The organism is Lachnobacterium bovis, from assembly GCF_900111325.1.
GTDB classification, from domain to species: Bacteria; Bacillota; Clostridia; order Lachnospirales; family Lachnospiraceae; genus Roseburia; species Roseburia bovis_A.
This window is the reverse complement of the sequence record NZ_FOGW01000022.1, coordinates 1-24,269: the sequence shown is the minus strand read 5'-3', so window position 1 is coordinate 24,269 and position 24,269 is coordinate 1. Positions and strand designations below refer to the sequence as shown.

The following is a 24,269-nucleotide window of genomic DNA, read 5'->3' as shown; positions in this document are numbered from 1 at the left end:
TCCTCTTTGTAATATGTATATATTTTAGATTTATACATATTCCACAGAGATTTTAAAAACTCTTAGAAATATGTATTTTATCTATTTTTTTATTTTACAAATGCCTTATCAAGTATTTCTTTAATATGCTTTGTAAAAATAATTTCTATTCCTTCTGTTATTTCACTAGATAATTCTGCTATATCTGCTTTATTTTTTTCTGGAACACATACTGTTTTAATTCTTGCATTTTTAGCTGCTAGAATTTTCTCTTTTAGTCCACCAATTGGTAAAACTCTACCTCTAATAGTAATTTCACCTGTCATAGCAATATCCGCTCTTACAGGTATATTTTTGATTGCAGATAACATAGCAGTGGTCATTGTTACACCAGCTGAAGGACCGTCTTTAGGAACAGCTCCTTCTGGAATATGTATATGTATATCATTTTTTTCAAAGAAATCATTTGGAATATCATATTCTTCACTCTTTGATCTAATATAACTTATTCCAGCTTGTGCAGATTCTTTCATCACATCACCTAATTGACCTGTTAATTTAAATTCACCTTTTCCAGGCATTGTGTTAACCTCAATTTCAAGAGTATCTCCACCAACTGCTGTCCATGCCAATCCACGAACAATACCTATTTCATCCTCATCATTTTTTGAATCAAACGAATAAATTTCTTTTCCTAAGAATTCAATAAGTTCTGCTTTTTTAACATCTACACAACAAGCGTTATCTCCATAAACTTTTCTTGCCACTTTACGACACACTTTGCCAATTTGTCTTTCAAGATTTCTTACTCCAGCTTCTCTTGTATAACTTCTAATTAAAATTAATAATGTTTCATCATCAATATTTATATTTTCAGTTTTTATACCATTAATTTTAATTTGTTTTGGCAATAAATGTTCTCTCGCAATATGTAGTTTTTCATTTTCTGTATACGAAGATACTTCTATAACTTCCATTCTATCTAATAATGGTCGCGAAATATCTTGTAACGAATTGGCTGTTGCAATGAATAAAATGTCAGACAAATCGACTGGCACTTCTACATAATGATCAACAAATTTAGAGTTTTGTTCTGGATCAAGAACCTCTAATAACGCTGCTGATGTATCGCCTCTGTAATCACTACTAACCTTATCAATTTCATCTAATAAAATCAAAGAATTTCTTGATTGTGTTGTATTAATTGCATTAAAAATTCTACCTGGCATAGATCCTAAATACGTTCTTCTATGACCACGAATTTCAGCCTCATCACGTACTCCACCTAAACTTATTCTAGCATATTTTTTTCCTAACGCTTCTGCAACTGATTTTGCAATACTTGTTTTACCTGTTCCTGGAGGTCCTACTAAACAAATTATCGGAGCTTCTCCTTTTTGTGTAAGATTTCTAACCGCGAGATAATCTAGAATTCTTTCTTTTACTTTTTCCATTCCATAATGTCTTGCATCTAGCACTTCTTGCGCGTGCTGTAAATCCTTATTATCCTTTGTTTTCTTTTTCCATGGAAATCCTAATACAGTTTCTATGTATGTACGTTGTAATGCAGAATCTGGCGCACCTTGCCCCATCATTTTTAATCGTGATATTTCCTTACTAATTTTATTTGTTATTTCTTTATTAAGCTTTAATTTTTTTAATTGATTTTCAAAATTTTCTATAATGTTCTCTGTTAAATCTTCACCTAATTCATTTCTAATAACAGAAAGTTGTTCTCTTAAAATATATTCTTTTTGATGTTTATCAACTTTTTCCTTAACTTTATCTTTATATTCGCTAAGAATTTCTATTTTGTTAATTTCATTTACAAATAACGCTATAATTTCTTCATAACGTAAATCTATTTCAACTGCCTCTAAAATAACCTGTTTTTTGGCTACTCTAAATGGCAATGAATATGCAAGATTATCAATCAATACGCCAACATTATCAAATACACTTACTAATTTTTTTATTTCGTCATTTTTTTTATTAATTGCAGATGCATATTTATAAAATACACTCAATACACCTTCAACTAATGCTTCATTTTTTTCTTTATCTTCTAGAGTTGGTTCTTGAATTTCTTCAACTGTTGCCTCTAAATAATCATCAAGTTCTCTTATTTCAGATGCTTTTGCTCTATATGACCCTGAAACAATAATGCGATCTATATCTTCATCTACCCTAACTCTTTGCTCTATTTTAGCAACTACACCGACTTCAAATAAACCATCAACCCCTGGCTTATCTAAATTATCATCTTTTTGAGCCACTAAAAAAACATTACTATTTGTTTCTAATGCCTTATTGACAGCGTTTCGTGATATATTTCTAACTAATTCAAAAGACTCCACTGTATTTGGGAAAGCAACCGCTCCACGTAAAGCAATAATTGGCATAGTTGCTTTACTTACAATTAATTCAGTTTCATTAAAATCTATTTTTTCCATTTTTTCTCCTTGATTTTAAAAAATCTATCTTTTATACATATATTAACACTTTACAATTTAAAAGTTGTTTAAGTGTTTAATGAAAGACAAAAAAGAGGATTCATTATTTGAACCCCCTCTTGTATTTCAATTCATTCTTAAGATGTCTTTTTTAATAAAAATTTTGGTTCTTCTTGGCTTGATTCCTTTAATTTCTTATCAACAATCTCTTTTGTAATATTATATTTTTTTATAGAATCATCTGATGGTATCTTATACATGATATCTAACATAATATTTTCCATAATCGCTCTCAAGCCACGTGCACCTGTTGCTCTTTTTATTGATGCTTCTGCAATTTCATCAATCGCATCCTTATCAAATGTCAATTCAACATCATCTAGTTCAAATAATTTCTGATATTGTTTTGTAAGTGAATTTTTTGGTTCTGTAATAATTTTTACTAAAGCATCTTTATCTAGTTCATCTAAAGCTACTGTTATAGGTACACGACCTATAAACTCTGGAATTAATCCGTATTTTACAAAATCTTGTGGTAAAACACTCTTAAATGATCTTGATAAATTAGTATTTGATTTTAAGTATCCGTTAAATCCTATTGTTGATTCATCTTTTCTTGTTTCAATAATCTTCTCTAATCCATCAAATGCTCCACCACAGATAAATAAAATATTAGTTGTATCAATTTGAATTAATTCCTGCTGTGGATGTTTTCTTCCACCTTGTGGAGGAACTGACGCAATTGTACCCTCTAAAATCTTAAGCAACGCTTGCTGAACGCCCTCTCCTGATACATCTCTTGTGATTGAACGATTTTCTGATTTTTTTGTAATTTTATCTATTTCATCGATATAAATAATACCGTATTGTGCTCTTTCAATATCATAATCAGCTGCCTGAATTAATTTAAGTAGAATATTCTCAACATCTTCTCCTACATAACCAGCTTCAGTTAATGAAGTTGCATCAGCAATTGCAAAAGGTACGTTAATAATTCTAGCTAAAGTCTGCGCTAATAATGTTTTACCAGAACCTGTTGGTCCAAGCATCAACACATTACTTTTTTGTAATTCAACATCTAATTTCTTACCATTCATGATTCTCTTATAATGGTTATATACAGCTACTGATAATACTTTTTTAGCTCTATCTTGTCCAATTACATAGTCATCTAAAAAGCTTTTAATTTCTTCTGGTTTTAATAAATTAATGTCCTCAGAAACTTCATTCATTCCAAGGTCATTAGAGCCATAACCCTCTTCATCTAATATTTCAGCACAAATATCAATACATTCATCGCAAATAAATGCACCATTTGGTCCTGAAATCAATCTATGAACTTGATCTTGAGTCTTTCCACAGAAAGAACATCTTATTTTATCATCCATCTTTCCTGCCATATTACCTCTCCATAATATATCTTCTTAAAATTTATCTAAAATGCAATAAACGTTTCGAGGGCATCCTAAATTCAAAATTAGGGTACCCTCTCAAAATTCAATATTGCTTATTATTTTCTAGTTGTAATTACCTCATCAACTAAGCCATATTCTAATGCTTCTTGTGCAGTCATATAATGATCTCTCTCTGTATCTGCTGCAACTTGCTCATATGGTTTTCCTGTATTTTCTGCAAGAATTTCGTTCAACTTTTTCTTAGTTTTAAGGATATTTTCTGCTGCAATTTCGATTTCTGTTGCTTGTCCCTTTGCTCCACCTGAAGGTTGGTGAATCATAATTTCAGCATTAGGAAGTGCAAATCTCTTTCCTTTTGCTCCACCAGCTAATAAAAATGCTCCCATACTAGCTGCTAATCCAATACATATTGTTGATACATCACATTTAATATATTGCATTGTATCATAAATTGCCATTCCACTAGTTACCATACCACCAGGAGAGTTGATATATAAGTGAATATCTTTTCCCGGATCCTCTGATTCAAGGAATAATAATTGAGCAACAACTAAACTTGCTGTAGTTTCATTTACCTCTTCACCCAAAAATATAATTCTATCCTTTAATAATCGAGAATAAATGTCGTAATTTCTCTCGCCTCTACTTGTTTGTTCAATGACATAAGGTACTAAACTCATAAAATATCCCTCCTTTTTTATAGTCCAATAGACCGGTTCATTAGAACCAGTCTATTGCTTAAGCTTATATTTAAAAATTATTTAGATTCTTTTTCTGCTGCTGCAGCTTCAGCTTCTTTTTCTTTTTTTGTTTTAGCTTTAGCTCTTTCTTTAATATTATCCATTACTAATTCAACAGCTTTCTGGATTTTAATCTGATTGCTCATAGAATTCTTGTCATCATCTGACATGTACTCTTTAAGTTTATCAGCTTCCATGTTGTACATTTTTGCTGTTTTCTCGATTTCAGCATTGATATCGTCATCTGATACTTCAATGTTTTCTTCTTTAGCAATTTGCTCTAATACTAAGCTTCCCTGGATTCTTGAAACAGCTTCTGGACGAACCTGCTCTTTTAATTTGTCTAATGTCATACCAGAGAACTGTAAGTACTGATCCATTGATAATCCACTCTGTTGAATTCTCTGAGCAAATTCTTCAACCATAGTTTCACACTGTGTATCAATCATTGCTTCTGGTAATTCCATTTTTGATTTATCAATGATTTTTTTGATAGCTTCGTCTTCTTTTGTTTTTCTAGCTTCGCTATCTTTTTTGTCTTTTAAGTTCTTTCTGATATCTTCTTTATATTCATCAAGTGTATCAAATTCAGATACATCCTGTGCAAACTCATCGTTTAATTCAGGAAGTTCTTTTGCTTTGATTTCTTTAACTTTTACTTTAAATAATGCTGGTTTACCTGCTAATTCTTCAGCCTGATATTTCTCTGGGAATGTAACGTTAACTTCAACGTCATCTCCAACATTTTTACCAACTAATTGATCTTCGAATGTATCGATGAAAGAATGAGATCCGATTACTAATTCGTAATCTGTTCCTTTTCCACCTTCGAAAGCTTCGCCATCAACAAATCCTTCGAAATCAATAACAGCTGTATCATTTTCAGCAATTGCACGATCTGTAACTGTTACAGTTCTTGCATTTTTGTTTCTCTGGTTCTCAAGTTCTTCTGCAACTTCTTCATCAGATACTGTTGTATCGATCTTAGTTACTGTAACTCCCATGTATTTTCCTAATGTAACTTCTGGTCTTACAGCTACTTCTGCAGTGAAAATGAAAGATTTACCTTGTTCCATCTGCTGAACATCTACAACTGGTCTAGAAACGATATCTAATCCGCTTTCTTTAACAGCTGCTGGATAATTATTCTGCATTAAGATGTTAGAAGCATCTCCAAAGAATACTTCTTTTCCATACATTCTTTCAATTACACTTCTAGGAGCTTTTCCTTTACGGAATCCTGGAATATTAATGCTATTCTTTTGTCTTTTATATACTGTATCTAATGCTTTCTCTAATTCTTCAGCTGAAACTTCAATAGTAAGTTTAGCCATATTCTTTTCTAAATTTTCGACCTGTACACTCATTATTACTATTGTCCTCCTTAAATATATCATAGATCGATGCGGCTAGCCGCTCTCAACGCTCATTTCCTTCTGATTAAACACAGAAGTATCTCTAAAGTGGTCACCTCAGTAAAATGGGCATACTGCGACCACTACAGTCATTTATGCATTATATCATAGGTATCTATAATTTGCAATTATGATTTTTTATTAAATTATACTGCTTGAAAAACAATACTTTCTGCAAGATTAATTTTAGTTTGTTCATCAGCAAAATACTTTGTTATTTCTAATGCAAATTCAATAGCTGTTCCTACACCTCTACTTGTTATAATGTTGCCATCAACAACAACATTTTCTTCTGAATAAAGTGCTCCTGGCATTTTCATATCAAATCCTGGATATGATGTTGCTTTTTTTCCTTTTAGAAGTTCTAATCCACCTAACACACTTGGTGCAGCACAAATTGCAGCTATTAATTTCTTTTCTTCATTAAATTTCTTTAATGTCTCTTGCACAAACTCATCTGCTTCTAAATTTTTAGTTCCTGGCATTCCACCTGGTAAAACCACACCATCAAAAGAATCAATATCAATTTCTGTTTTTAATTTATCCGCTTCAAATTTAATTCCATGTGACCCTTCTATGGTTTTAGAATCCCCTATAGCAATCATTTCAACATCTATAGAAGCTCTTCTTAATAAATCTACTACTGTTAAACCTTCTATTTCTTCGCATCCATTCGCCATAAAAATTCCTACTTTACTCATAATTTTACCCTCTTTCTTTAAAAAATAATATTTTTTTGCTAAAATCATATATATAAAGACTAAAGGAGCATATCATGGAAATCGAAAAAAAATATTTATTATCTGAAATTCCTTTTGATTTATCTTCTTTTGAAAAAAAAGAAATATCTCAAGGATATTTATGTACATCTCCTGTCGTTAGAATTCGTAAATCTAATGACAAATACACCTTAACCTACAAGGGTGAAGGATTAATGGCTAGGGAAGAATATAACCTTCCTCTTAATGCAGAAGCTTATAAGCAACTTTCTTCGAAAATTGACGGTATTCTTATAGAAAAAACAAGATACCTTATTCCTTTAGAAAACAATTTAGTTGCTGAACTTGATGTTTTCCATGGAAAACTTAATTCATTATTACTTGTCGAAGTTGAATTTGCTTCAGTTGAAGAAGCAAATAATTTCGTGCCTCCTACATGGTTTGGAGAAGATGTAACATTTTCTAATAAATACCATAACAGCACACTTAGTCAAAAAAACTTATAATTTTTCTGCAAACAAATACTCGCGAATACTGCTTTATCGTAGTATTCGCATTTTTTTATCTTCTTAATCTGTTCGCGAATTCATATTTTTGTCGTAATCTTAATGCACTTTTCAAGTCATCATAACGCTGCCATAATGGTCCTTCTGGTATTACAACATCTATTGAAACCGCAATATCATCAACTAACTTATCAGTTATTTCATCTCTTAATGACACAAGAATATTATATCTTTCTTCATATGAGTCTGAATCTAAAAACTCGATTAATTTTGGATTTACACCTTCTGGTACAACATATTCTTGTTCAACTTTTTCCTCTGTTTTTTTACTAAAATCAAATACTGAAGATTTTCTTCTTGGTACGACTTTTTCTTCTTTATATTTTTCATCTAGATTTTCTTCAACAAAATTAGTAGACACTTCTATTTTTGGTTTTTCTACTTGTTCTTCATTTTCTAATAAAGTGTTACTATTTGTTTTTATAGTATTATCAATAACCCTTTTATATTCAGGCTCTTTAGCTATTTTAATTACATGGTCTTGTTCGTTTGTACTTGTTTTATTTGCAAAATCTTCTTCTACAAATATTTTATTACCAAACTCATCAACATTTACTCTTGTAAATCTATATTTTTGTTTTACATCTGGGTATTTCAAAGAATCTACTTCACTCAAGAACATATCTAATGGTCTCGCATATGTTTTAAAATTACCATATAATGCTTGATAAATAACTAATTCCTCGCGTGTCTCAGAATGAGTTGCTACTCCTATTACTTGATACATTTTTCCCTTAAAGTGATAGTATAATTCCCCATTATTTGGTCTTTGTCTACTCATATTACCCCCTCCTTTACTGTGTAACTAGTTCTATAAATTCTAGTGCTTTAGCTTCTGCACCTTCTTCGTTATTTGTCTCATACATCTTAATAATTTCACCTTTAATTGGTCCTATGAATTCAACTCTATACACTCTTGATACCAATTCTTGTTTCTCTTTTACAGAAAGACCCTCTAAGTCTTCTATTTTTTTATTACTTAAAAAATATGAAACTTCAAAATCTGACAAATCTTCATCTGTTAAATTTTCATCTGTCAAATTAAGCAAATTCTCTACCTCGCTCTTCAGCATAACACTATCATCTTTTCGTCTTCTATTATGCAAAAAATCGTTATATTTACATGCTAATTCTATCATACTATGATATCTTGTATTATAATTTGCATCATTTTCATCTATCAATAGTTTATGATAATACTCATTTTCTAATCCTTTAAGCATTGTTATCAAATTAACATATTGATTATCTTTAACCGGACTCCATTCTTTTCTATCTGATAAAACCTGATCTAGCTGTCTTAAACCTTCAGCAATTTTTCTAAGGTTTATTTTGGCTTGGCTATAAGAAATAATTAGTTTGTCCTTGTTTTTTAGTGTTTTCTCGTAAGATTTAATCCATGATTTAATTATTGATTTATCACATTTGCTGCTGTACATGGCTTTTTTCATTTTTTTAATTTCTTTATCGTACTGTGTTCTCATTGCCCTCACCTTTTTCGTCATACTATGGTCATTTTATCACATATTAGATATATGTGTCACGTTTTTTGGCAAAATATGATATAATAGTTTAATAAATTTGTATATTAGGAGGTTTAAATATGCTCTCTTATGATGATGCACTCAATTTAAATTATTACAAAAAAACAACATTCACTGGTTGGATGCAAAATATGCGATTTAAGATTGCTAAAGAAAAAAACGAACAAGATGAAGACATTTTTCATGCGTGGGTTTGGCAAGGTCCTTATATTTTTTCGCTTGCTCCAAAAGAAAGTTTTATTGAACATATTGAACCTTTTGATGAAGCCGGAAGAAAAGCCATAGTAGATTGGATTAATTCCGAATTTGAAAAACATCCAAATTTCAAAGAAAAAAAAATATGCAGATAAGATTTTTACTCAACTGCATACTTTTATAAACTTTGGAATATATAAGTTTTATTCCTATCAGATTATTATATTAATTATTCAAAAAATCGCATTTTTAAAGCTTTTATTGTGTATCTGTGGAAATATTAAGCCATTTCGCTTTCTTGCTTTATATCGCATTTCACGCGCTCTAAATGCATGGCCAAATAGCCTATCTCAACTTCATTTAATTTTTTTCCCAAGCTATTTCCTAATTTTTCACAGATTACTGTTGCCATAGCAAATGAATCTGGATATGTGTTTGCTATATAGTCATTCATATTTAATTTAACTGGTTCATTATTAAGAACCCTAGCCACCATATAGCGTATATGATTCATCATTCTGTTATATGATAATGACTCAATTTTTATAGTAGTATGTGTTTCTTTTTCAATTAATGAAACGCATTGTCTTACTGCACTAGCAATCTGCATAGATTGTGATACATCCTCACCTTGAATAGCCGAATGAACATGTAATGCAATATAGCCCACTTCATCATCATCTATCATTACATCTAATCGTTCTTTAAGAAGCGTTCTTGCGACTTCGGCAATTTTGTATTCTAAATAAAATAACACTCTAATATCGTCGGTCAGCGGATTGCTAATCTGCTCACTATTTTTCATTCTTTTTACAGCATATTCTATGTGATCAGCCATCGGAAAAACTATATTGTTATCAACATGTTGGAATTTTTTTTCGGCTTCTTTTAACACTTCTCCGGCTATTTCGAGATAGATTGGTGATATCGCCTTAACCATTTCCTTTGCTCTACCTCTTTTTGATGTTTTTTCAAGCGAATAAATCCTATCTGTAGAATTTATGTCAAATTGTTGTGCTACTTTTTTACCAAAACCAATTCCTTTTCCTAATACAAGGTATTCTTTTATTTTTTCATCTTCTTTGGTAACTGCAATTACTGCATTGTGGTTTAAAACTTTTTCTATCCTAAACATAGCAATACTCCATTTTCCTATTATCCGTAATAATAAATATCAAACAACGGCTCTAAAACTTTAACATGTCCTGATGCAACTTTTTTAACTTCCATATTTTCCGATACATCGGTACAAATTATAGGTGACGAAATAGTTTTTGCATTAATTTTTAAATAATCTAAATCTAATTTCATTATTGGTTCACCTTTTGTAACCTTTTGCCCTATATCAACAAGTATTTCAATTCCTTTTCCATCTAATTTTATTGTATCTATTCCTATATGAATTAGCAAACTAATTCCTTGATTGGTCAAAAAACCTATCGCATGATTTGTATCAAATACAAATCCAACAACTCCGTCGTCTGGCGCATAAACATATTCCTTTTCCGGCGTCACAATTGCGCCCTCTCCCATCATGCCTTGCGCAAATGCTTCATCTAAACAATTTGATAAATCTGCTGCTTCACCTTCAAACGGACTTAAAATAGTTACAATCTTTGATGGTTTTTTATTTATATTCTTTTGCTTTTTCTCTTGTATTTCATCATTAATATCAGTCGTATCAACTTCTATATTCTGACAATTTTCTAGATATTCCTCAATATCTGTCTTTATTGTAGCAACCCTAGGTCCATATATAATTTGAACACTTTTTCCTTTTAAAACAACACCTGTGGCGCCAGTTTGTTTTAATAAACTCTTATTTAATAACTTTGTTTTTACAATATTAACGCGTAATCTTGTTGCACAACAATCCAAATTTACTATATTTTTCTTGCCACCAAGTGCAGCTACAATTTCTTTTGTTTGAGTAATTTCAAAAACTCTTACCTCATCAGAAAAATCCTGACTATACTTATATCTATCTTTCATCTCTTGATCTTCTCGGCCCATTGTTTTTATATCAAACTTTAATATAACAAATTTAAAAATTTGATTGTACAAAACAAAATAAACCATTCCAACTGGTATAACTAGTATCCAGTTTGTTCTTGAATTACCTGGTAATATTCCAAATAAAACAAAATCAATTAATCCCGCTGAAAATGTAAAACTTATCGTTATATGTAAAAGTTGTGCAACTACATAAGCACTTCCCGCAAGCACAACATGAATACCAAACAAAACTGGAGCAACAAATAAAAATGCAAATTCTATTGGTTCTGTAATTCCGGTAACAATAGAAGCAACTGCTGCTGAAATCATAATTCCAGCAACTTTTTCTTTATTTTCCTTCTTAGCACATTGGTATATAGCCAACGCTGCTCCTGGCAAACCAAACATCATAAAAATGTATTCACCACTAAAAAATCTTGTCGCATCAACACTAAATTTACTTACATGATTCAAATCTAATAATTGTGCAAAAAAGATATTCTGTGCGCCTGATACCCATTTTCCGCCAACTTTAACTGTTCCTCCAAGTGCCGTTTGCCAAAACGGAATATAAAAAATATGATGCAATCCTAACGGTATCAACAATCTTTTAATCACACCAAATAACAACGTTCCAAAATAACTGCTTTTTGTTATAATTTGACCAATTTTTACAATTACCAATTGTACAATAGGCCAAGTAAAAAACAAGAAAACACCTACAAAAAAATACGTTATTGTCGATATTATAGGAATAAAACGGGTTCCTCCAAAAAATGATATAGCATTCGGTAATTTAATCTTATAAAATCGATTATGTAATGCTGCAACTCCTAGCCCTACAATCACACCACCAAACACGCCTGTTTGTAAAGTCGTAACACCGCAAACTGTATCTATTGCACCCTTTAACACCAAATCTGATTGTATGCCATTTTTATCAACATAATTATACAATATAAGCAACGAACTAATCGTACTATTCATAACAAAATATGAAATCATTGCCGAGAATGCTGCAACTTCTTTTTGTTTTTTAGCCATTCCACTTGCTACACCTACTGCAAATATCATAGGAATGTTATCAAATATAATTTTAGAAACATTTTTTATCGTAAAAAATACGCTATATAAAAAATGTCCCTTTCCTAGTATGCCTTGCAAATGATACAATTCAATCGTTGACTGATTTGTAAAAGAACTTCCAATTCCTAACAAACATCCAACTATTGGTAAAATGGCAATCGGTATCATAAAACTATGACCGATTCTTTGAAATATTTCAAATATCTTATCCTTCATTTTCCTTTAATTCCAACTCTTAATTATAGTATAAAAATAGCATCCGCTGATATTAGTCCCCTCTAATCAAACAACAAATGCTTCTTCACGTTCTTCTATCATTCAAACTAACGCCTATTATATCATCATTTTTTTAGACGGTCAATCACGTTATATTCGCATTTTTCAATAACTAATACATTATTTTACACAAAAGACCATCCTTGCAATGTTCATAAAACATATGCAAAAATGGTCTTTAAATTATCTACTAGAATGTCTCATATCTCTTATTGGAATATTAGCATATAATGCTGGTACTCTACCATTTCGATTTTCTGATTCAGTCTCAGTAATTTGAATATCTAACCCTTCTGGATCGATTTCCATATATTTTGATATCACCTTTATAATGTCATCGCGAAGAAGTTTCATAGTATCTGGTGAACAATTGGCACGATCCGAAACCAATACAAATTTCAAACGATCTTTTGCTACATTTCCTGAGCTCTTTTTTCTAAAAAGATCTGCTAAAGCCATAATAGCCACCTCCTAATTATTTATGAAATAAACCTTTTAATTTACCAAACACTCCTTTTGATTCTGATAAATCAAGGAATGGTACTTCTTCCCCTAAAATTCTCTTACAAATATTTGAATAAGCCTGTCCAGCCAAGCAATCAGATCCAACTAATGGTTCTCCTTGGTTAGTAGAAATTACAATATTCTCATCATCTGGAACAGCTCCAATTAATGGAATTGCTAAAATCTCACAAACATCATCAACGGACATCATATCTCCCCTAGAAACCATATCCATTCTTACTCTATTTACAACTAAATGAGATTGTTTGATTTCATTAGCTTCTAATAAGCCAATAATTCTATCTGCATCTCTGATGGCAGATACTTCAGGTGTGGTAACTACTAAAGCTCTATCTGCACCTGCAATTGCATTCATAAATCCTTGTTCTATACCTGCTGGACAATCTAATAATACATAATCGAATTCTTCTTTTAATTCATCTGTAAGTTTTCTCATTTGCTCTGGAGCAACTGAAGTTTTATCTCTTGTCTGAGCTGATGGTAATAAAAATAAATTTGGATGCTTTTTATCTTTAATTAAAGCTTGTTTTACTTTACAATTTCCTTCTACTACATCAACCAAGTTATATACTATTCTGTTTTCTAGTCCCATAACTACATCCAAGTTACGTAATCCTATATCTGTATCTATTAAAACAACTTTTTTATTAAGTTGTGCTAATCCTGTTCCTACATTTGCTGTAGTTGTTGTTTTACCTACTCCACCCTTTCCTGAAGTAATAACGATAACCTCGCCCATGCGAATTCCCTCCTAAATCGTGTTGTTATTATTAATAATATAACTTTTAAACATCAATCACTTAATAGTGATTTAATAACATCCCTTGAAATTGATTCAATGTAGATGTTTCCATTTTTTGCAAAAGCAATCTGTGGATCATATGGTACTTCTTTTGGTTTTTTCCTAGGTCGTCCTCTTCTACGTGGTTTCTGTTCATCTGGACTCTTAGCTAAAATGTTACTTATTTGTACCTGCAATGGTTTCATGTCCAATGCGACAATTACACATTCATCATCACCGCCTGCACCAGCAAATGCTACACCCTTAAGAGCACCTAATATTACAATATTTCCATATGAAATAACTTTTGCCCCTGGATTTACATCACCAATTATAACAACTCCGCTTTGACTCTCTAGAACTTGTCCTGAGCGTAATGTCCCTCTGTAAAAGCCTTCTGCCCTTTCTATTTGATTTAACTCACCTTCTGATTCACTTTGTGAAACTTTTGAAATAACCCCTTTATCAGCCTGTAATTTAGTTGCAGAATGTCTAGGTTGACTTTGATTAATAGACATTCTAGCTTGTCCTATTGCCTCTTCTACGTGCTGTCTATACAGAGCTTCTTTAGATTCATCTCTATCAACAACGCATACTATGTTAATAGCAGATGTCTTTTCTATTACAGCTAAAATTTGATTTTCTTCATCCTTAGAAAGTTTTCTTCCTTCAAATTCAAGTGCCATACTCGCATTTTGAAAAAATTTGGCTGCCTCTTCAAATTTTATCTGCACATCTTTTAAAAGCTCCTCAAAAGCCACATGTTCATCTAATACAAGGTTGATACCATATCTGTTACTCTTAATTTTTACCGTCTGCAATCTAGTATCCTCCATGTCATTTTTTTGTCTGCGTTATAAACATACATATTCTAAAACATGCTTTGAGACATTTAAAACATATATATTTATATTATCATATATTATGAAAAAATCAAAATTTTTTATAAAAAATATTAATTTTTTCATAAGTACTGCCGACAAACTTTTTTTATATATTCTTATTTTTCTTTCTTTTTTTTCTTTCTTTTTTTACTTGTTTCTAGCTTATATTTTCCTAGCATTTTAATTAGATATTGCAATCAATTATAAAACTCTCTATAAAACAAAAAAACACAAAACTGAGATGTCTCAATTCTGTGTTTCTCTTAACTATGCGGGTGACAGGACTTGAACCTGCACGGTCTCCCACCAGAACCTAAATCTGGCGCGTCTGCCAATTCCGCCACACCCGCGCATATTTACTTCATCGCCAAGCGACTACTAAAGTATACTATATACTTTTTATAAATGCAAGTGTTTTTTTATATTTTTTTATATTTTTTTATTTTTTTACTTTTTTTATTTTATATCTTATCTGATAAAAATACATAGGACCATGTATAGATCTAATATTTCATACATGGTCCTTTGAATAGAAAATATTTATATTAAACTTCGAACTTTTTGATTACTTCTTCCAATGAGCTTTCCTCATTATTTAGCTGACTTTGTTGCATACATAAAGTATTTCATACCAAATACTGTTGAATAAATACCTGATACATTTGTTTTTTGCATGTAAACGTCATTATAGAAATAAAGTGGAATAACTGCATTTGTATCCATTAACATTTTTTCTGCTTTGTGTAATAATTTTGCACGTTTTGCAAAGTCTTTTTCTCTAAGAACTTTTTCAATTAACTCATCATATTCTTTCCAATCAGGAGCAGATTTTGCATCTGTTTTACCTAACTGTGCATCGTTGTTACCTGATTTAGAGCTAAATAATTCTAACATATTAATTGGGTCATTGAAATCTGCAATCCAACCTTCTCTTGCAAATGTAAATTTACCGTCTTTACGATCCTGTAAGAATACATTCCAATCTTCTGATTTGATTGTCATTTCAATACCAAGTCTAGCTAAATCCTGTTGCATACATTCAGCAATCTGTTTGTGTCCGCCACCTTCATTTACAAGGTATGGAAGTGAGATTGCTGGAGAAACTTTGTAATTTCCGTCTGATTTCTTTGTGAATTTATATCCACATTCTTCTAATAATTTTTTAGCCTTTTCAACACCCTGTTGACCAGTTTTATCAAGGTCATAGTATGAATCTTTGCTTGTTTTAAATGTTTTACCATTACCATCTGACATACCATATGGTACGAATGAATCAGCAGGTTTTTGTCCTGTTTGTCCAACTGAATCAACGATATACTGTCTATCAATTAAAATCGAAATAGCTTTTCTAAATTTAGCTGCTTTAGCTGGGCTCATATCTTTGAATAAATCAGCACCTACATTAAAGCAAGCATAATATGTACCTAATTGATCTACACAATGGAATTCTTTGCTGTTTTTAACTGTTTTAATTTCAGCTGTAGGTACATCATCGATAAAATCAACGTTACCACTATTATAAGCTGTATAAGATGCTGTTGGATCAGCACTTAACATGAAGCTTAATTTAGATACTTTTACATTTTTTGCATCATAGAAATTATCGTTTTTAACGTATTCCATGCTTTCGTTGTGTTTCCATTTTTCAAGTTTATATGCACCATTACATACGAATCCTGGATTCTGTGCCCACTTACCTGGTTCTGTTCCACCAGCAGCTTCTACACCTTTTTGATATACAGGTAAGTATGTAGGGAAAGCTAATAAATCATTAAAATATGGACATGGACTTGCTAATTTAATTGTAAGTTCATAATCGTTATCTGCTGTAACATCTAATGTTCCATCTGCTTTTTTAGCAATAACATCGAATAAATAAGCGTAATCTGCTCCTGTATCCTTATTAATAACTCTGTTCCAGCTATATACGAAATCATTAGCTGTTAATGGTTCACCATTACTCCATTTTGTTTTGTTTAACTTAATTTTATAAGTTAATTGATCCTTAGATACTTTTGGCATTCCTGTTGCGATTGCAGGAACTAATTTTTTGTTTTTGTCATATGTGTAAAGTCCTACGAATGAGTTAACTGCTAAGCATCCTCCGTCAACAGAACTATTTAAAGCTGGATCTAAATAAGCAGGTTCTGAAGCAAGATTAACAAATAAAGTGTCTGTTTCTGTGTTCACTTTTGTTGCTTTAGCTGAGCTTGAAGACTTTCCTCCATTTGAAGATCTAGATCCACATGCGCATAAGCCAAACGCCATTGACGCAACGAGTAGTAATGATACTAGTCTCTTTTTCATAATAAAATCCTCCTATTTTTTTTATTTTAACCCTTTTGTTGGGGGGTTACCTAATTAAAAAACTCTTCCACCGTCTAATTATAAAATTAGCTTTTAGCAAAACATTTTAATATTTTGCAATTAATTATTTATTCCAACATGCAACCATGTGGCCATTTCCTCTATCTGTTAGAATTGGTCTTTCCTGTGCACATTTTTCTGTCGCATATCTACATCTTGTTCTGAATGGACAACCTGTAGGCATTCTTAATGGGCTAGGAACATCTCCCTCTAAAACAATTCTCTGGCTCTTTCTTGCTGTCTCAGGATCAGGAATTGGAACTGCTGACAACAAGCTTAATGTATATGGATGAATTGGATTTTCATTTAATTCATCTGCATCAGCAATTTCCATTATTTTTCCTAAATACATAACTGCAATTCTATCTGAAATATGGCGAACTACTAATAAATCATGTGCAATAAATAAATATGCTACACCTAATTTTTTCTGTAATTCTTCAAACATATTAATTACCTGGGCCTGAATTGAAACATCAAGAGCAGATACTGCCTCATCACATACAATAAATTTCGGATTAACTGCTAAAGCTCTTGCAATACCGATTCTTTGTCTTTGTCCACCTGAAAATTCATGTGCATAACGCATTGCATGTTCAGCATTAAGACCTACAAGTTCCATAAGTTCAAGAATTTTTTCTCTTCTTTCTTCTTTTGTGTTGTATAATCCATGAACATCAAGAGGTTCTCCAATAATGTCTTCTACTGTCATTCTTGGATTTAATGAAGAATATGGATCCTGGAAAACCATCTGCATTTCTTTTCTGTATGGTAACATTTTCTTATCGATTTTCTTACCCAAAACAGGTTTTCCTGATGCATCAACAATAACCTTACCATTTTCATCATACTGCTCTCCAGTATCAAAAATAACTTCACCATTAAATGTAATCTTACCTGCTGTTGGCTCATAAAGTCTTAATAATGTACGACCAACTGTTGTTTTACCACAACCAGATTCTCCTACTAAACCTAATGTCTCACCTGGTTTAATAGCAAAAGAAACATCATCAACAGCCTTAAGCTGCATTTTCTTTAAACCTTTTTTCACAGGGAAGTATTGTTTTAGATGCTCGACCTTTAAGATATATTCGTCATTATTGCTCATTTTTTGCTTCCTCCTGTGCTTCATACATTTTCTTTACATTCATCCAACAACTTGCGAAATGACCTTCGCCAATTTCGATTTCATCAGGTTTTTCTTTTAAACATACCTTCATTGCTTCTTCACATCTTGGGCAAAAAGCACATCCTTCTGGCATATTTAATAAGTTGATCGGTGTACCACCGATTGGTACTAATTTTTCATTCATATTTTCAACTCTAGGAATAGAGCGTAATAATCCTTTAGTATATTCATGGCTTGGATTGTAGAAAATATCATCTGCTGTTCCTCGCTCACATACTCTACCACCATACATTACCATGATTTCATCACACATTGATGCAATAACACCTAAGTCATGAGTAACCATAATAATAGCCATTCCTAATTCGTCTTGAAGTTTTTTCATAAGTTCAAGAATCTGAGCTTGAATAGTAACATCAAGTGCTGTTGTAGGCTCATCCGCAATCAAGATATCTGGTTCACAACAAAGTGCCATTGCAATCATAACACGCTGTCTCATACCACCTGATAACTCGTGTGGATACTGTTTCATTCTAGATGCTGGTTCATTAACACCAACTAATGTAAGCATTTCAATTGCTCTTTTTGTAGCCTCATCTTTTGTTTTATCTGTATGTAATAAAATTGCTTCCTCTAACTGATATCCAATTGTAAAAACAGGATTTAAACTTGTCATAGGATCTTGGAAAATTATAGAGATTTTTTCACCTCTAAACTTCTGCATTTTATCTTCAGGCCATTTTGTAATATCTTCGCCTTTATATAACACTTCCCCGCTAGTAATTTTACCAGCATCAGCTAAAATTCTAAGTATTGAGTAAGATGTAACTGACTTACCTGAACCAGACTCACCTACAATACCAATTGTTTTGCCCGGCTCTAAATTAAATGAAACACCATTTACAGCACACACCTCACCTGCATCTGTAAAAAAACTAGTGTGAAGATCTTTTACTTCTAATAAATTTTTATTTTCCATACTCATTCTTCCTAATCTCCTTAATTCAATTTTGAATCAAATGCATCACGTAATCCATCACCAATTAAGTTAAGTGCTAATACTATTAAACAAATAACAATCGCTGGAACTACTAATCTCTCTGGATAAGACAATAATGACGATCTTGCATCATTTGCTAAACTTCCTAGCGATGGCAATGGTGCAGAAATACCTAAACCTAAGAAACTTAAATAGCTCTCTGTAAAAATTGCACTTGGAACCTGTAATGCTGTTGTAATAATAATAACTGATAAGCAGTTAGGTAAAATGTGTTTTCTTAAAATTCTTGAATTTTTTGTACCAATACATCTAGCCGCTAAAACATATTCATTGTTCTTAATTGCCAAAATCTGACCTCTAATTAATCGAGCCATACCTACCCAGTATAATAGAGCAAATACTAAGAACATAGAAATCATATTAGTTCCTAATTTTGCAAAAACTGTTCCAACTAATAATGGCTCTAATCTCTGAGTCAATACTACTGATAAAAGAATAATAATAAGCATATCTGGTAAAGAATAGATAATATCAACTATTCTCATCATAATCAAATCAACTGTTCCACCAAAATATCCTGCAATTGCACCGTATAAAAGTCCAATAATTAATACCATGAATGCTGATACAAATCCAACTGCAAGTGATACTCTAGTACCATAAATAACTCTGATAAAATAATCTCTACCTAAGTTATCTGTTCCACAAATATGTGGGAATAAACTCTTGCCAGTTTTATCCATATATTCCTGCTCTCTCATTGAATACTCAAAAGGAGCTAAATTTGTAGCTGTACCATCTCTTCGACCATCAATTTGTGTAAATGCAGAATATGAATAAGGACAAATTAATGGTGCAACAAAAATAATTACTACTAATAAAAGTAAAACAATAACACTACCCATTGCAAGAGGGTTCTTTTTTAATCTCTTCATACCATCTTTAAAGAAGGTAGTAGACTCACCCATTACATCTTGCTGTTTTTTTTCATCATCTGTTGCTTTTTTAAAACTATCCGCATTAAATTTACTTAAATCTATTTGTGAAGATAAGAACTGTCTTTTCTTAAACTGTTCCATAATAATTCGTACCTAACCTTTCTAAACTTGGTATTTTAATTAAACTCAATTCTTGGATCTACTAATTTGTAAATAATATCTGTAATCATATTTGCTACAACCATTAATACTGCTAAGAAAATAGTCAATGCCATAATCATAGTATAATCCTGGTTAACAATTGCAGATACAAAAGAAGATCCTAAACCACCAATTGTAAAAATATTTTCTACAACCATTGAACCTGTTAAAATATATGCTACCATTGGTCCTACATATGTAATAACTGGAATCAATGCATTTTTCAAGGCATGTACATATATTATCTTATTTTTTCTAACGCCTTTTGCTTTTGCAGTTCTAATATAATCCTGTCCTAAAACATCTAACATACTTGTTTTTGTCAAACGTGTAATGTATGCCATTGGATAAACACATAAAGCAATTACTGGTAATACATAATTAGGTGAATCTTTTGACCACGCTGGTACAAGATTTAATTCCTGACAGAAGAACCATAATAACAATGTCGCCAACACAAACGACGGCATCGCCGTACCTAACGTTGTAAAGAATACTATCAATCTGTCTGGTAATTTATTTCTATTTAATGCTGCTATACTTCCTAAAATGATTCCAGCGATAATTGCGATTACAGCCGCTATTGAACCAAGTGTTGCAGACACTTTAAATTTCGATGCAAGATCAGGAGCAATCTCTCTTCCTGTTTTTAATGAAACTCCTAAATCTCCTTGGCAAAACTTAACCATATAATTTGCATACTGTACTGGTATTGGTTGATCAAGACCATATTTTGCCTCTAATTTTTTTAATGTCGCAGGATCTGTTGCCTTTTCCTTATTAAACGGACCACCTGGAACCATTTCCATTGCAAAAAAAGTAATCGTACTAACAATAACAATGGAAACTATTGCAAGTAATACTCTTTTCAAAGTATAAATCATTAATATATTCACTCCTATTCCTAATATATATTGAAATGTTTATCGATGCTTTAAGATAATAATTAATTGATTACAAATATATAAAAAATGCACAGGTTCACATCATGTCACCCTGTGTACGCCTTTGTACCAATTTTATTAATTAAAACTATCTTTCTCTGAGTGTAATTATACTATGATTATTCAATTTGTCAACATTTTAAAGCATTAAATATTAGTCTGACAATACGCAAAAACCCTTGAAAAGATTGCGTAATTTCATTTTGTTTCCCTTATTGTATCTAAGCATTATTGCATACAGGTTTAAAAAAGGTGTATTTTCAGTAAATTTTAGTCATATTCCGTTTTTATTAAAAGCAACAAACAATATAAAGTTTAATTTAGTTTCCTAAAAAAAATTTTTATATTTTTTTATTTTGTGGGCGTACAAATGTCTTTCACTAGTGAACAGTTTTTTGTATATATAAGTTTTCTTAATATATCCTGTAGTTATATTAGCATCATTTATTTTTTTTATTTAGTGGAAACTAAAAATTGCATATAATTTTCTTCAGCTCTTTATCCGATAAATACCATAGTAGTTATGCTCTTAAATAGTATAGTGTGTAACTCTATAATCAGTCGTAACATATATAACCTGTTATTTCTCTAAGTTTATTTTATAGAGTTTTTATCTATATGGAGGTGATTTTTATAAATATCAAAAAACATTTATTAATCTTTAGTTCATTAGTCTTATGCTCAATCACTGTTCTTGGATGTGGATCAACCAATAATAATACTTCTAATAATACTACTCAAAAAGATGATGTTTCACTCAAAGAATCAAATAATAGCAATGATTCAAGCAATAATAATTCAAGTAACAGTGAATCAAATAATGACTCAAATAAGAATGATATTCAAAATAATGATAACTCAAATAATAACAACAATAATAATAACAACAACAATAAGAACAATAGTAATAACAACAATAAGAACAATAGTAATAACAACAATAAGAATAACGATAATTCATCAAACAAAGACTCTAAAAAAGAGACCGTAAAAAAAGAAAACCAGACAAATTCACAACAGAAATCCAAATTCACTATACCTTTCAACAAGCTAAAGAAAATAACTCAATCAGATGGCGAATTCGATAATAATGAATTTATCGAGCAAACAGCAATCCGTAAAGCTCTTGCTACAGAAGATTCTTATTATAAACTTATGAATAGATACTGTGAAGATGTTCTAGAAATAAGAGACATCGGATCTGTTACTGATCCAATTAATGGTGATATAGATAAACGATTATATACTAATAAAGATTTTGAGGGTGCTTCAAAGACCGTTTTAAAAATATTACGAAATGAAATATATGCTCGCCATGGCTATATTTTTAATGACCAAAAATTATTTAATTATTTTATAACTCTTACATGGTATATTCCAACAACATATAGTCAAGATTTTGATGAAAGTGTTTTAAACGATTATGAAAGAAAAAATATAAAATTTATACTTGAATTAGAAAAAAATGCAAAAGATTAGGTTTTGTAAAATAATTAGATGTTAAAAATAAATGTAAAATTTTAAAAAGCCCTCCTTACTGGTCTTTCCAGTAAAGAGGGTACCTTTTAAAACTTTATCTAATATTTAATAATGCTTTTATTCTTATTATTTTATCTTCCGATAAATCTTCTAATAATACACATAATCAAACCTATAACAGATATTTTTGTTATGTTATCAGAATTCACACCATAACATTTTATAAATAAAACAATTCCATCTTTTATACTCTTTACATCCATATTAGCCGACTGATCTAACAATACACTTTTATCAACAATAAATGATGATGCAAATGCCATTATAATGAATAAAACAAATACGAATACTCCACGTCCTACATCTAATCTAACTACTCTACCATTATTTGCAAATCTTGGTCTTGATAAAATCCAATTAAATTCAATCAAACAGAAAATCAAGAATAACCCACATGCTCCTAAAAATGCAATTGCACTCTTATTATTAGGATCTAAAGGATCTCCAAAATATGTAACTTTACCAACCGCTACATAACTAAACATAATGCAAACAGCTACAAGTGCAACAGCTGATAAAATCTGAAGAACTCTACAAATTAACTTCAATCCTAAATTTGCAGTTTTTCCCGCATTTTCTTCAAAAGATTTCATTCCTGTCCCCCTGTTGCTATAATTATCATCGTTAGAATTATCTCTTTGCTTTTTATTTTTTGTTACATACTTAGTTTTTTTCTTCGTCTTAGTAGTTGTATTTTTCTTTGTTTTTTGCTTATTCGAACTATCACCATTTAATGCTTGTGCAGCTAAAACATCTTGCATTTCAGGATGCGATTCAAACCATCTTTTTGCGTAATTGTTATCTAATAAGACTTCTATTTTCTGCGATCTAAAATGTCTTACTGCTTTTCTCATTAATGTGTCTATATAATCTTTACCATTTTTTTCTTTTGCACTATAAACCTTGTTTATTTTACAAACATTACTTTTTACTCTTGGGAATTCAATTCCAGCTATTACCTGGCCATCTTCATCTTGTAAAACAATTTTACTATTATAAATTGTACAATCCATTATTATTCACCTTGCTTTTGCCTTTCATAATCTGTCATTTGTTTTTAAGTAAAAAAAAAGTCACACCCTACAGCGTGACTTAAAAAATGAGACATCGGGGATTCGAACCCCGGACAACTTGATTAAAAGTCAAGTGCTCTACCAACTGAGCTAATATCCCATATAACAGGGCTAGCTGGATTCGAACCAGCGAATGCAGGAATCAAAATCCTGTGCCTTACCGCTTGGCGATAGCCCTATGTTTGTAGTTACATTCGTAACTTAAGGTGGGAAGTGGGGTTCGAACCCACGACCTTCGGAACCACAATCCGACGCGCTAACCAGCTGTGCTATACCCACCATGATAACTTAGTATCAAATGTGCTCGAAGGGATTCGAACCCCCGACCCACGGCTTAGAAGGCCGTTGCTCTATCCAGCTGAGCTACGAACACATACCTAACTATTTCTCATAGTTAAGCGGGTGATGGGAATCGAACCCACGTATCCAGCTTGGAAGGCTGGTGTTCTACCATTGAACTACACCCGCAGAGTCGGGGTGACAGGATTCGAACCTGCGACCTCCT

20 protein-coding genes, 6 tRNA genes and 1 pseudogene are annotated in these 24,269 nt (G+C 31.4%); 3 read left to right on the top strand and 24 right to left on the bottom strand.

Annotation, left to right across the window (positions count from 1 at the left end):
• Positions 1-89 precede the first annotated feature (89 nt).
• The 5 genes from lon to BMY79_RS09365 form a co-directional block, all read right to left on the bottom strand.
• Positions 90-2,432 (bottom strand): endopeptidase La, encoded by a 2,343-nt coding sequence (gene lon / locus BMY79_RS09385; RefSeq protein ID WP_022749508.1) that lies wholly within the window; start codon positions 2,430-2,432, stop codon positions 90-92.
• Positions 2,433-2,569: 137 nt separating this feature from the next.
• The gene (gene clpX, locus BMY79_RS09380) at positions 2,570-3,832 is read right to left on the bottom strand and encodes an ATP-dependent Clp protease ATP-binding subunit ClpX (RefSeq protein ID WP_022749509.1); all 1,263 of its coding nucleotides are present in this window, start codon (positions 3,830-3,832) and stop codon (positions 2,570-2,572) included.
• A gap of 110 nt (positions 3,833-3,942) precedes the next feature.
• Entirely contained in the window at positions 3,943-4,527 is a 585-nt protein-coding gene (gene clpP, locus BMY79_RS09375; protein WP_022749510.1) for an ATP-dependent Clp endopeptidase proteolytic subunit ClpP, read from the bottom strand.
• Between the two features lie 77 nt (positions 4,528-4,604).
• On the bottom strand, positions 4,605-5,954 hold the full coding sequence (gene tig / locus BMY79_RS09370) for a trigger factor (RefSeq protein WP_022749512.1): 1,350 nt from the start codon (positions 5,952-5,954) through the stop codon (positions 4,605-4,607).
• Between the two features lie 194 nt (positions 5,955-6,148).
• Positions 6,149-6,703 (bottom strand): DJ-1 family glyoxalase III, encoded by a 555-nt coding sequence (locus BMY79_RS09365; RefSeq protein WP_022749513.1) that lies wholly within the window; start codon positions 6,701-6,703, stop codon positions 6,149-6,151.
• 74 nt (positions 6,704-6,777) lie between these two features.
• Between BMY79_RS09365 and BMY79_RS09360 the strand changes: the two genes are divergently transcribed.
• On the top strand, positions 6,778-7,227 hold the full coding sequence (locus BMY79_RS09360) for a CYTH domain-containing protein (RefSeq protein ID WP_022749514.1): 450 nt from the start codon (positions 6,778-6,780) through the stop codon (positions 7,225-7,227).
• A 613-nt stretch (positions 7,228-7,840) separates the two neighbouring features.
• On the opposite strand, the pseudogene BMY79_RS12645 reads toward BMY79_RS09360, so the two are convergent.
• Together BMY79_RS12645 and BMY79_RS09350 are read right to left on the bottom strand one after the other, a co-directional pair.
• Positions 7,841-8,014: pseudogene (locus BMY79_RS12645) on the bottom strand (DUF1653 domain-containing protein); the annotation flags it as partial.
• A 67-nt stretch (positions 8,015-8,081) separates the two neighbouring features.
• The gene (locus BMY79_RS09350) at positions 8,082-8,771 is read right to left on the bottom strand and encodes a hypothetical protein (RefSeq protein WP_074730811.1); all 690 of its coding nucleotides are present in this window, start codon (positions 8,769-8,771) and stop codon (positions 8,082-8,084) included.
• A 119-nt stretch (positions 8,772-8,890) separates the two neighbouring features.
• Between BMY79_RS09350 and BMY79_RS09345 the strand changes: the two genes are divergently transcribed.
• Positions 8,891-9,181 (top strand): hypothetical protein, encoded by a 291-nt coding sequence (locus BMY79_RS09345; RefSeq protein ID WP_022749519.1) that lies wholly within the window; start codon positions 8,891-8,893, stop codon positions 9,179-9,181.
• A 125-nt stretch (positions 9,182-9,306) separates the two neighbouring features.
• On the opposite strand, the gene BMY79_RS09340 is transcribed toward BMY79_RS09345, so the two are convergent.
• The 11 genes from BMY79_RS09340 to BMY79_RS09290 all read right to left on the bottom strand — a co-directional run bounded on the left by BMY79_RS09340 (position 9,307) and on the right by BMY79_RS09290 (position 21,092).
• Positions 9,307-10,161, bottom strand: a complete 855-nt coding sequence (locus BMY79_RS09340) for a PRD domain-containing protein (protein WP_022749520.1) — start codon at positions 10,159-10,161, stop codon at positions 9,307-9,309.
• Between the two features lie 20 nt (positions 10,162-10,181).
• On the bottom strand, positions 10,182-12,323 hold the full coding sequence (locus BMY79_RS09335) for a PTS sugar transporter subunit IIABC (protein ID WP_022749521.1): 2,142 nt from the start codon (positions 12,321-12,323) through the stop codon (positions 10,182-10,184).
• A 243-nt stretch (positions 12,324-12,566) separates the two neighbouring features.
• Positions 12,567-12,842, bottom strand: a complete 276-nt coding sequence (gene minE / locus BMY79_RS09330) for a cell division topological specificity factor MinE (RefSeq protein ID WP_022749523.1) — start codon at positions 12,840-12,842, stop codon at positions 12,567-12,569.
• Between the two features lie 16 nt (positions 12,843-12,858).
• Positions 12,859-13,647, bottom strand: a complete 789-nt coding sequence (gene minD, locus BMY79_RS09325; protein ID WP_022749524.1) for a septum site-determining protein MinD — start codon at positions 13,645-13,647, stop codon at positions 12,859-12,861.
• Between the two features lie 53 nt (positions 13,648-13,700).
• A complete protein-coding gene (minC, locus tag BMY79_RS09320) occupies positions 13,701-14,510 on the bottom strand; it encodes a septum site-determining protein MinC (protein ID WP_022749525.1) in 810 nt (269 codons plus the stop codon).
• Positions 14,511-14,843: 333 nt separating this feature from the next.
• Positions 14,844-14,923, bottom strand: a tRNA-Leu gene (locus BMY79_RS09315).
• Between the two features lie 241 nt (positions 14,924-15,164).
• The gene (locus BMY79_RS09310) at positions 15,165-16,880 is read right to left on the bottom strand and encodes a peptide ABC transporter substrate-binding protein (protein WP_022749528.1); all 1,716 of its coding nucleotides are present in this window, start codon (positions 16,878-16,880) and stop codon (positions 15,165-15,167) included.
• Between the two features lie 124 nt (positions 16,881-17,004).
• Positions 17,005-18,048, bottom strand: coding sequence for an ABC transporter ATP-binding protein (locus tag BMY79_RS09305; protein ID WP_022749529.1), 1,044 nt, complete (start codon positions 18,046-18,048; stop codon positions 17,005-17,007).
• The gene (locus tag BMY79_RS09300) at positions 18,038-19,054 is read right to left on the bottom strand and encodes an ABC transporter ATP-binding protein (RefSeq protein ID WP_022749531.1); all 1,017 of its coding nucleotides are present in this window, start codon (positions 19,052-19,054) and stop codon (positions 18,038-18,040) included. The genes BMY79_RS09305 and BMY79_RS09300 overlap by 11 nt, the downstream gene beginning before the upstream one ends.
• Before the next feature lie 14 nt (positions 19,055-19,068).
• Positions 19,069-20,148, bottom strand: coding sequence for an ABC transporter permease (locus BMY79_RS09295; RefSeq protein WP_022749532.1), 1,080 nt, complete (start codon positions 20,146-20,148; stop codon positions 19,069-19,071).
• A 35-nt stretch (positions 20,149-20,183) separates the two neighbouring features.
• A complete protein-coding gene (locus tag BMY79_RS09290; protein ID WP_074730810.1) occupies positions 20,184-21,092 on the bottom strand; it encodes an ABC transporter permease in 909 nt (302 codons plus the stop codon).
• Positions 21,093-21,770: 678 nt separating this feature from the next.
• On the opposite strand from BMY79_RS09290, the gene BMY79_RS12200 reads away from it, so the two are divergent.
• The gene (locus tag BMY79_RS12200; RefSeq protein WP_074730809.1) at positions 21,771-22,631 is read left to right on the top strand and encodes a YARHG domain-containing protein; all 861 of its coding nucleotides are present in this window, start codon (positions 21,771-21,773) and stop codon (positions 22,629-22,631) included.
• Between the two features lie 131 nt (positions 22,632-22,762).
• Here BMY79_RS12200 and BMY79_RS09280 read toward each other — a convergent pair whose 3' ends face one another.
• The 6 genes from BMY79_RS09280 to BMY79_RS09255 all read right to left on the bottom strand — a co-directional run bounded on the left by BMY79_RS09280 (position 22,763) and on the right by BMY79_RS09255 (position 24,232).
• Positions 22,763-23,704: an N-acetyltransferase gene (locus BMY79_RS09280; protein ID WP_022749536.1), complete on the bottom strand. Its 942-nt coding sequence runs from the start codon at positions 23,702-23,704 to the stop codon at positions 22,763-22,765.
• A gap of 87 nt (positions 23,705-23,791) precedes the next feature.
• Positions 23,792-23,864 (bottom strand) — tRNA-Lys (locus BMY79_RS09275).
• 6 nt (positions 23,865-23,870) lie between these two features.
• Positions 23,871-23,942, bottom strand: a tRNA-Gln gene (locus BMY79_RS09270).
• Positions 23,943-23,968: 26 nt separating this feature from the next.
• Positions 23,969-24,044, bottom strand: a tRNA-His gene (locus BMY79_RS09265).
• A 19-nt stretch (positions 24,045-24,063) separates the two neighbouring features.
• Positions 24,064-24,137 (bottom strand) — tRNA-Arg (locus tag BMY79_RS09260).
• A gap of 24 nt (positions 24,138-24,161) precedes the next feature.
• Positions 24,162-24,232: transfer RNA gene (locus BMY79_RS09255), tRNA-Gly, on the bottom strand.
• Between the last annotated feature and the right edge of the window lie 37 nt (positions 24,233-24,269).

Coding starts and splice junctions, on each gene's coding strand:
- lon (WP_022749508.1), bottom strand. CDS start 2,432: ATGGAAAAAATAGATTTTAATGAAACTGAATTAATTGTAAGTAAAGCA.
- clpX (WP_022749509.1), bottom strand. CDS start 3,832: ATGGCAGGAAAGATGGATGATAAAATAAGATGTTCTTTCTGTGGAAAG.
- clpP (WP_022749510.1), bottom strand. CDS start 4,527: ATGAGTTTAGTACCTTATGTCATTGAACAAACAAGTAGAGGCGAGAGA.
- tig (WP_022749512.1), bottom strand. CDS start 5,954: ATGAGTGTACAGGTCGAAAATTTAGAAAAGAATATGGCTAAACTTACT.
- BMY79_RS09365 (WP_022749513.1), bottom strand. CDS start 6,703: ATGAGTAAAGTAGGAATTTTTATGGCGAATGGATGCGAAGAAATAGAA.
- BMY79_RS09360 (WP_022749514.1), top strand. CDS start 6,778: ATGGAAATCGAAAAAAAATATTTATTATCTGAAATTCCTTTTGATTTA.
- BMY79_RS09350 (WP_074730811.1), bottom strand. CDS start 8,771: ATGAGAACACAGTACGATAAAGAAATTAAAAAAATGAAAAAAGCCATG.
- BMY79_RS09345 (WP_022749519.1), top strand. CDS start 8,891: ATGCTCTCTTATGATGATGCACTCAATTTAAATTATTACAAAAAAACA.
- BMY79_RS09340 (WP_022749520.1), bottom strand. CDS start 10,161: ATGTTTAGGATAGAAAAAGTTTTAAACCACAATGCAGTAATTGCAGTT.
- BMY79_RS09335 (WP_022749521.1), bottom strand. CDS start 12,323: ATGAAGGATAAGATATTTGAAATATTTCAAAGAATCGGTCATAGTTTT.
- minE (WP_022749523.1), bottom strand. CDS start 12,842: ATGGCTTTAGCAGATCTTTTTAGAAAAAAGAGCTCAGGAAATGTAGCA.
- minD (WP_022749524.1), bottom strand. CDS start 13,647: ATGGGCGAGGTTATCGTTATTACTTCAGGAAAGGGTGGAGTAGGTAAA.
- BMY79_RS09310 (WP_022749528.1), bottom strand. CDS start 16,880: ATGAAAAAGAGACTAGTATCATTACTACTCGTTGCGTCAATGGCGTTT.
- BMY79_RS09305 (WP_022749529.1), bottom strand. CDS start 18,048: ATGAGCAATAATGACGAATATATCTTAAAGGTCGAGCATCTAAAACAA.
- BMY79_RS09300 (WP_022749531.1), bottom strand. CDS start 19,054: ATGAGTATGGAAAATAAAAATTTATTAGAAGTAAAAGATCTTCACACT.
- BMY79_RS09295 (WP_022749532.1), bottom strand. CDS start 20,148: ATGGAACAGTTTAAGAAAAGACAGTTCTTATCTTCACAAATAGATTTA.
- BMY79_RS09290 (WP_074730810.1), bottom strand. CDS start 21,092: ATGATTTATACTTTGAAAAGAGTATTACTTGCAATAGTTTCCATTGTT.
- BMY79_RS12200 (WP_074730809.1), top strand. CDS start 21,771: ATGGAGGTGATTTTTATAAATATCAAAAAACATTTATTAATCTTTAGT.
- BMY79_RS09280 (WP_022749536.1), bottom strand. CDS start 23,704: ATGGATTGTACAATTTATAATAGTAAAATTGTTTTACAAGATGAAGAT.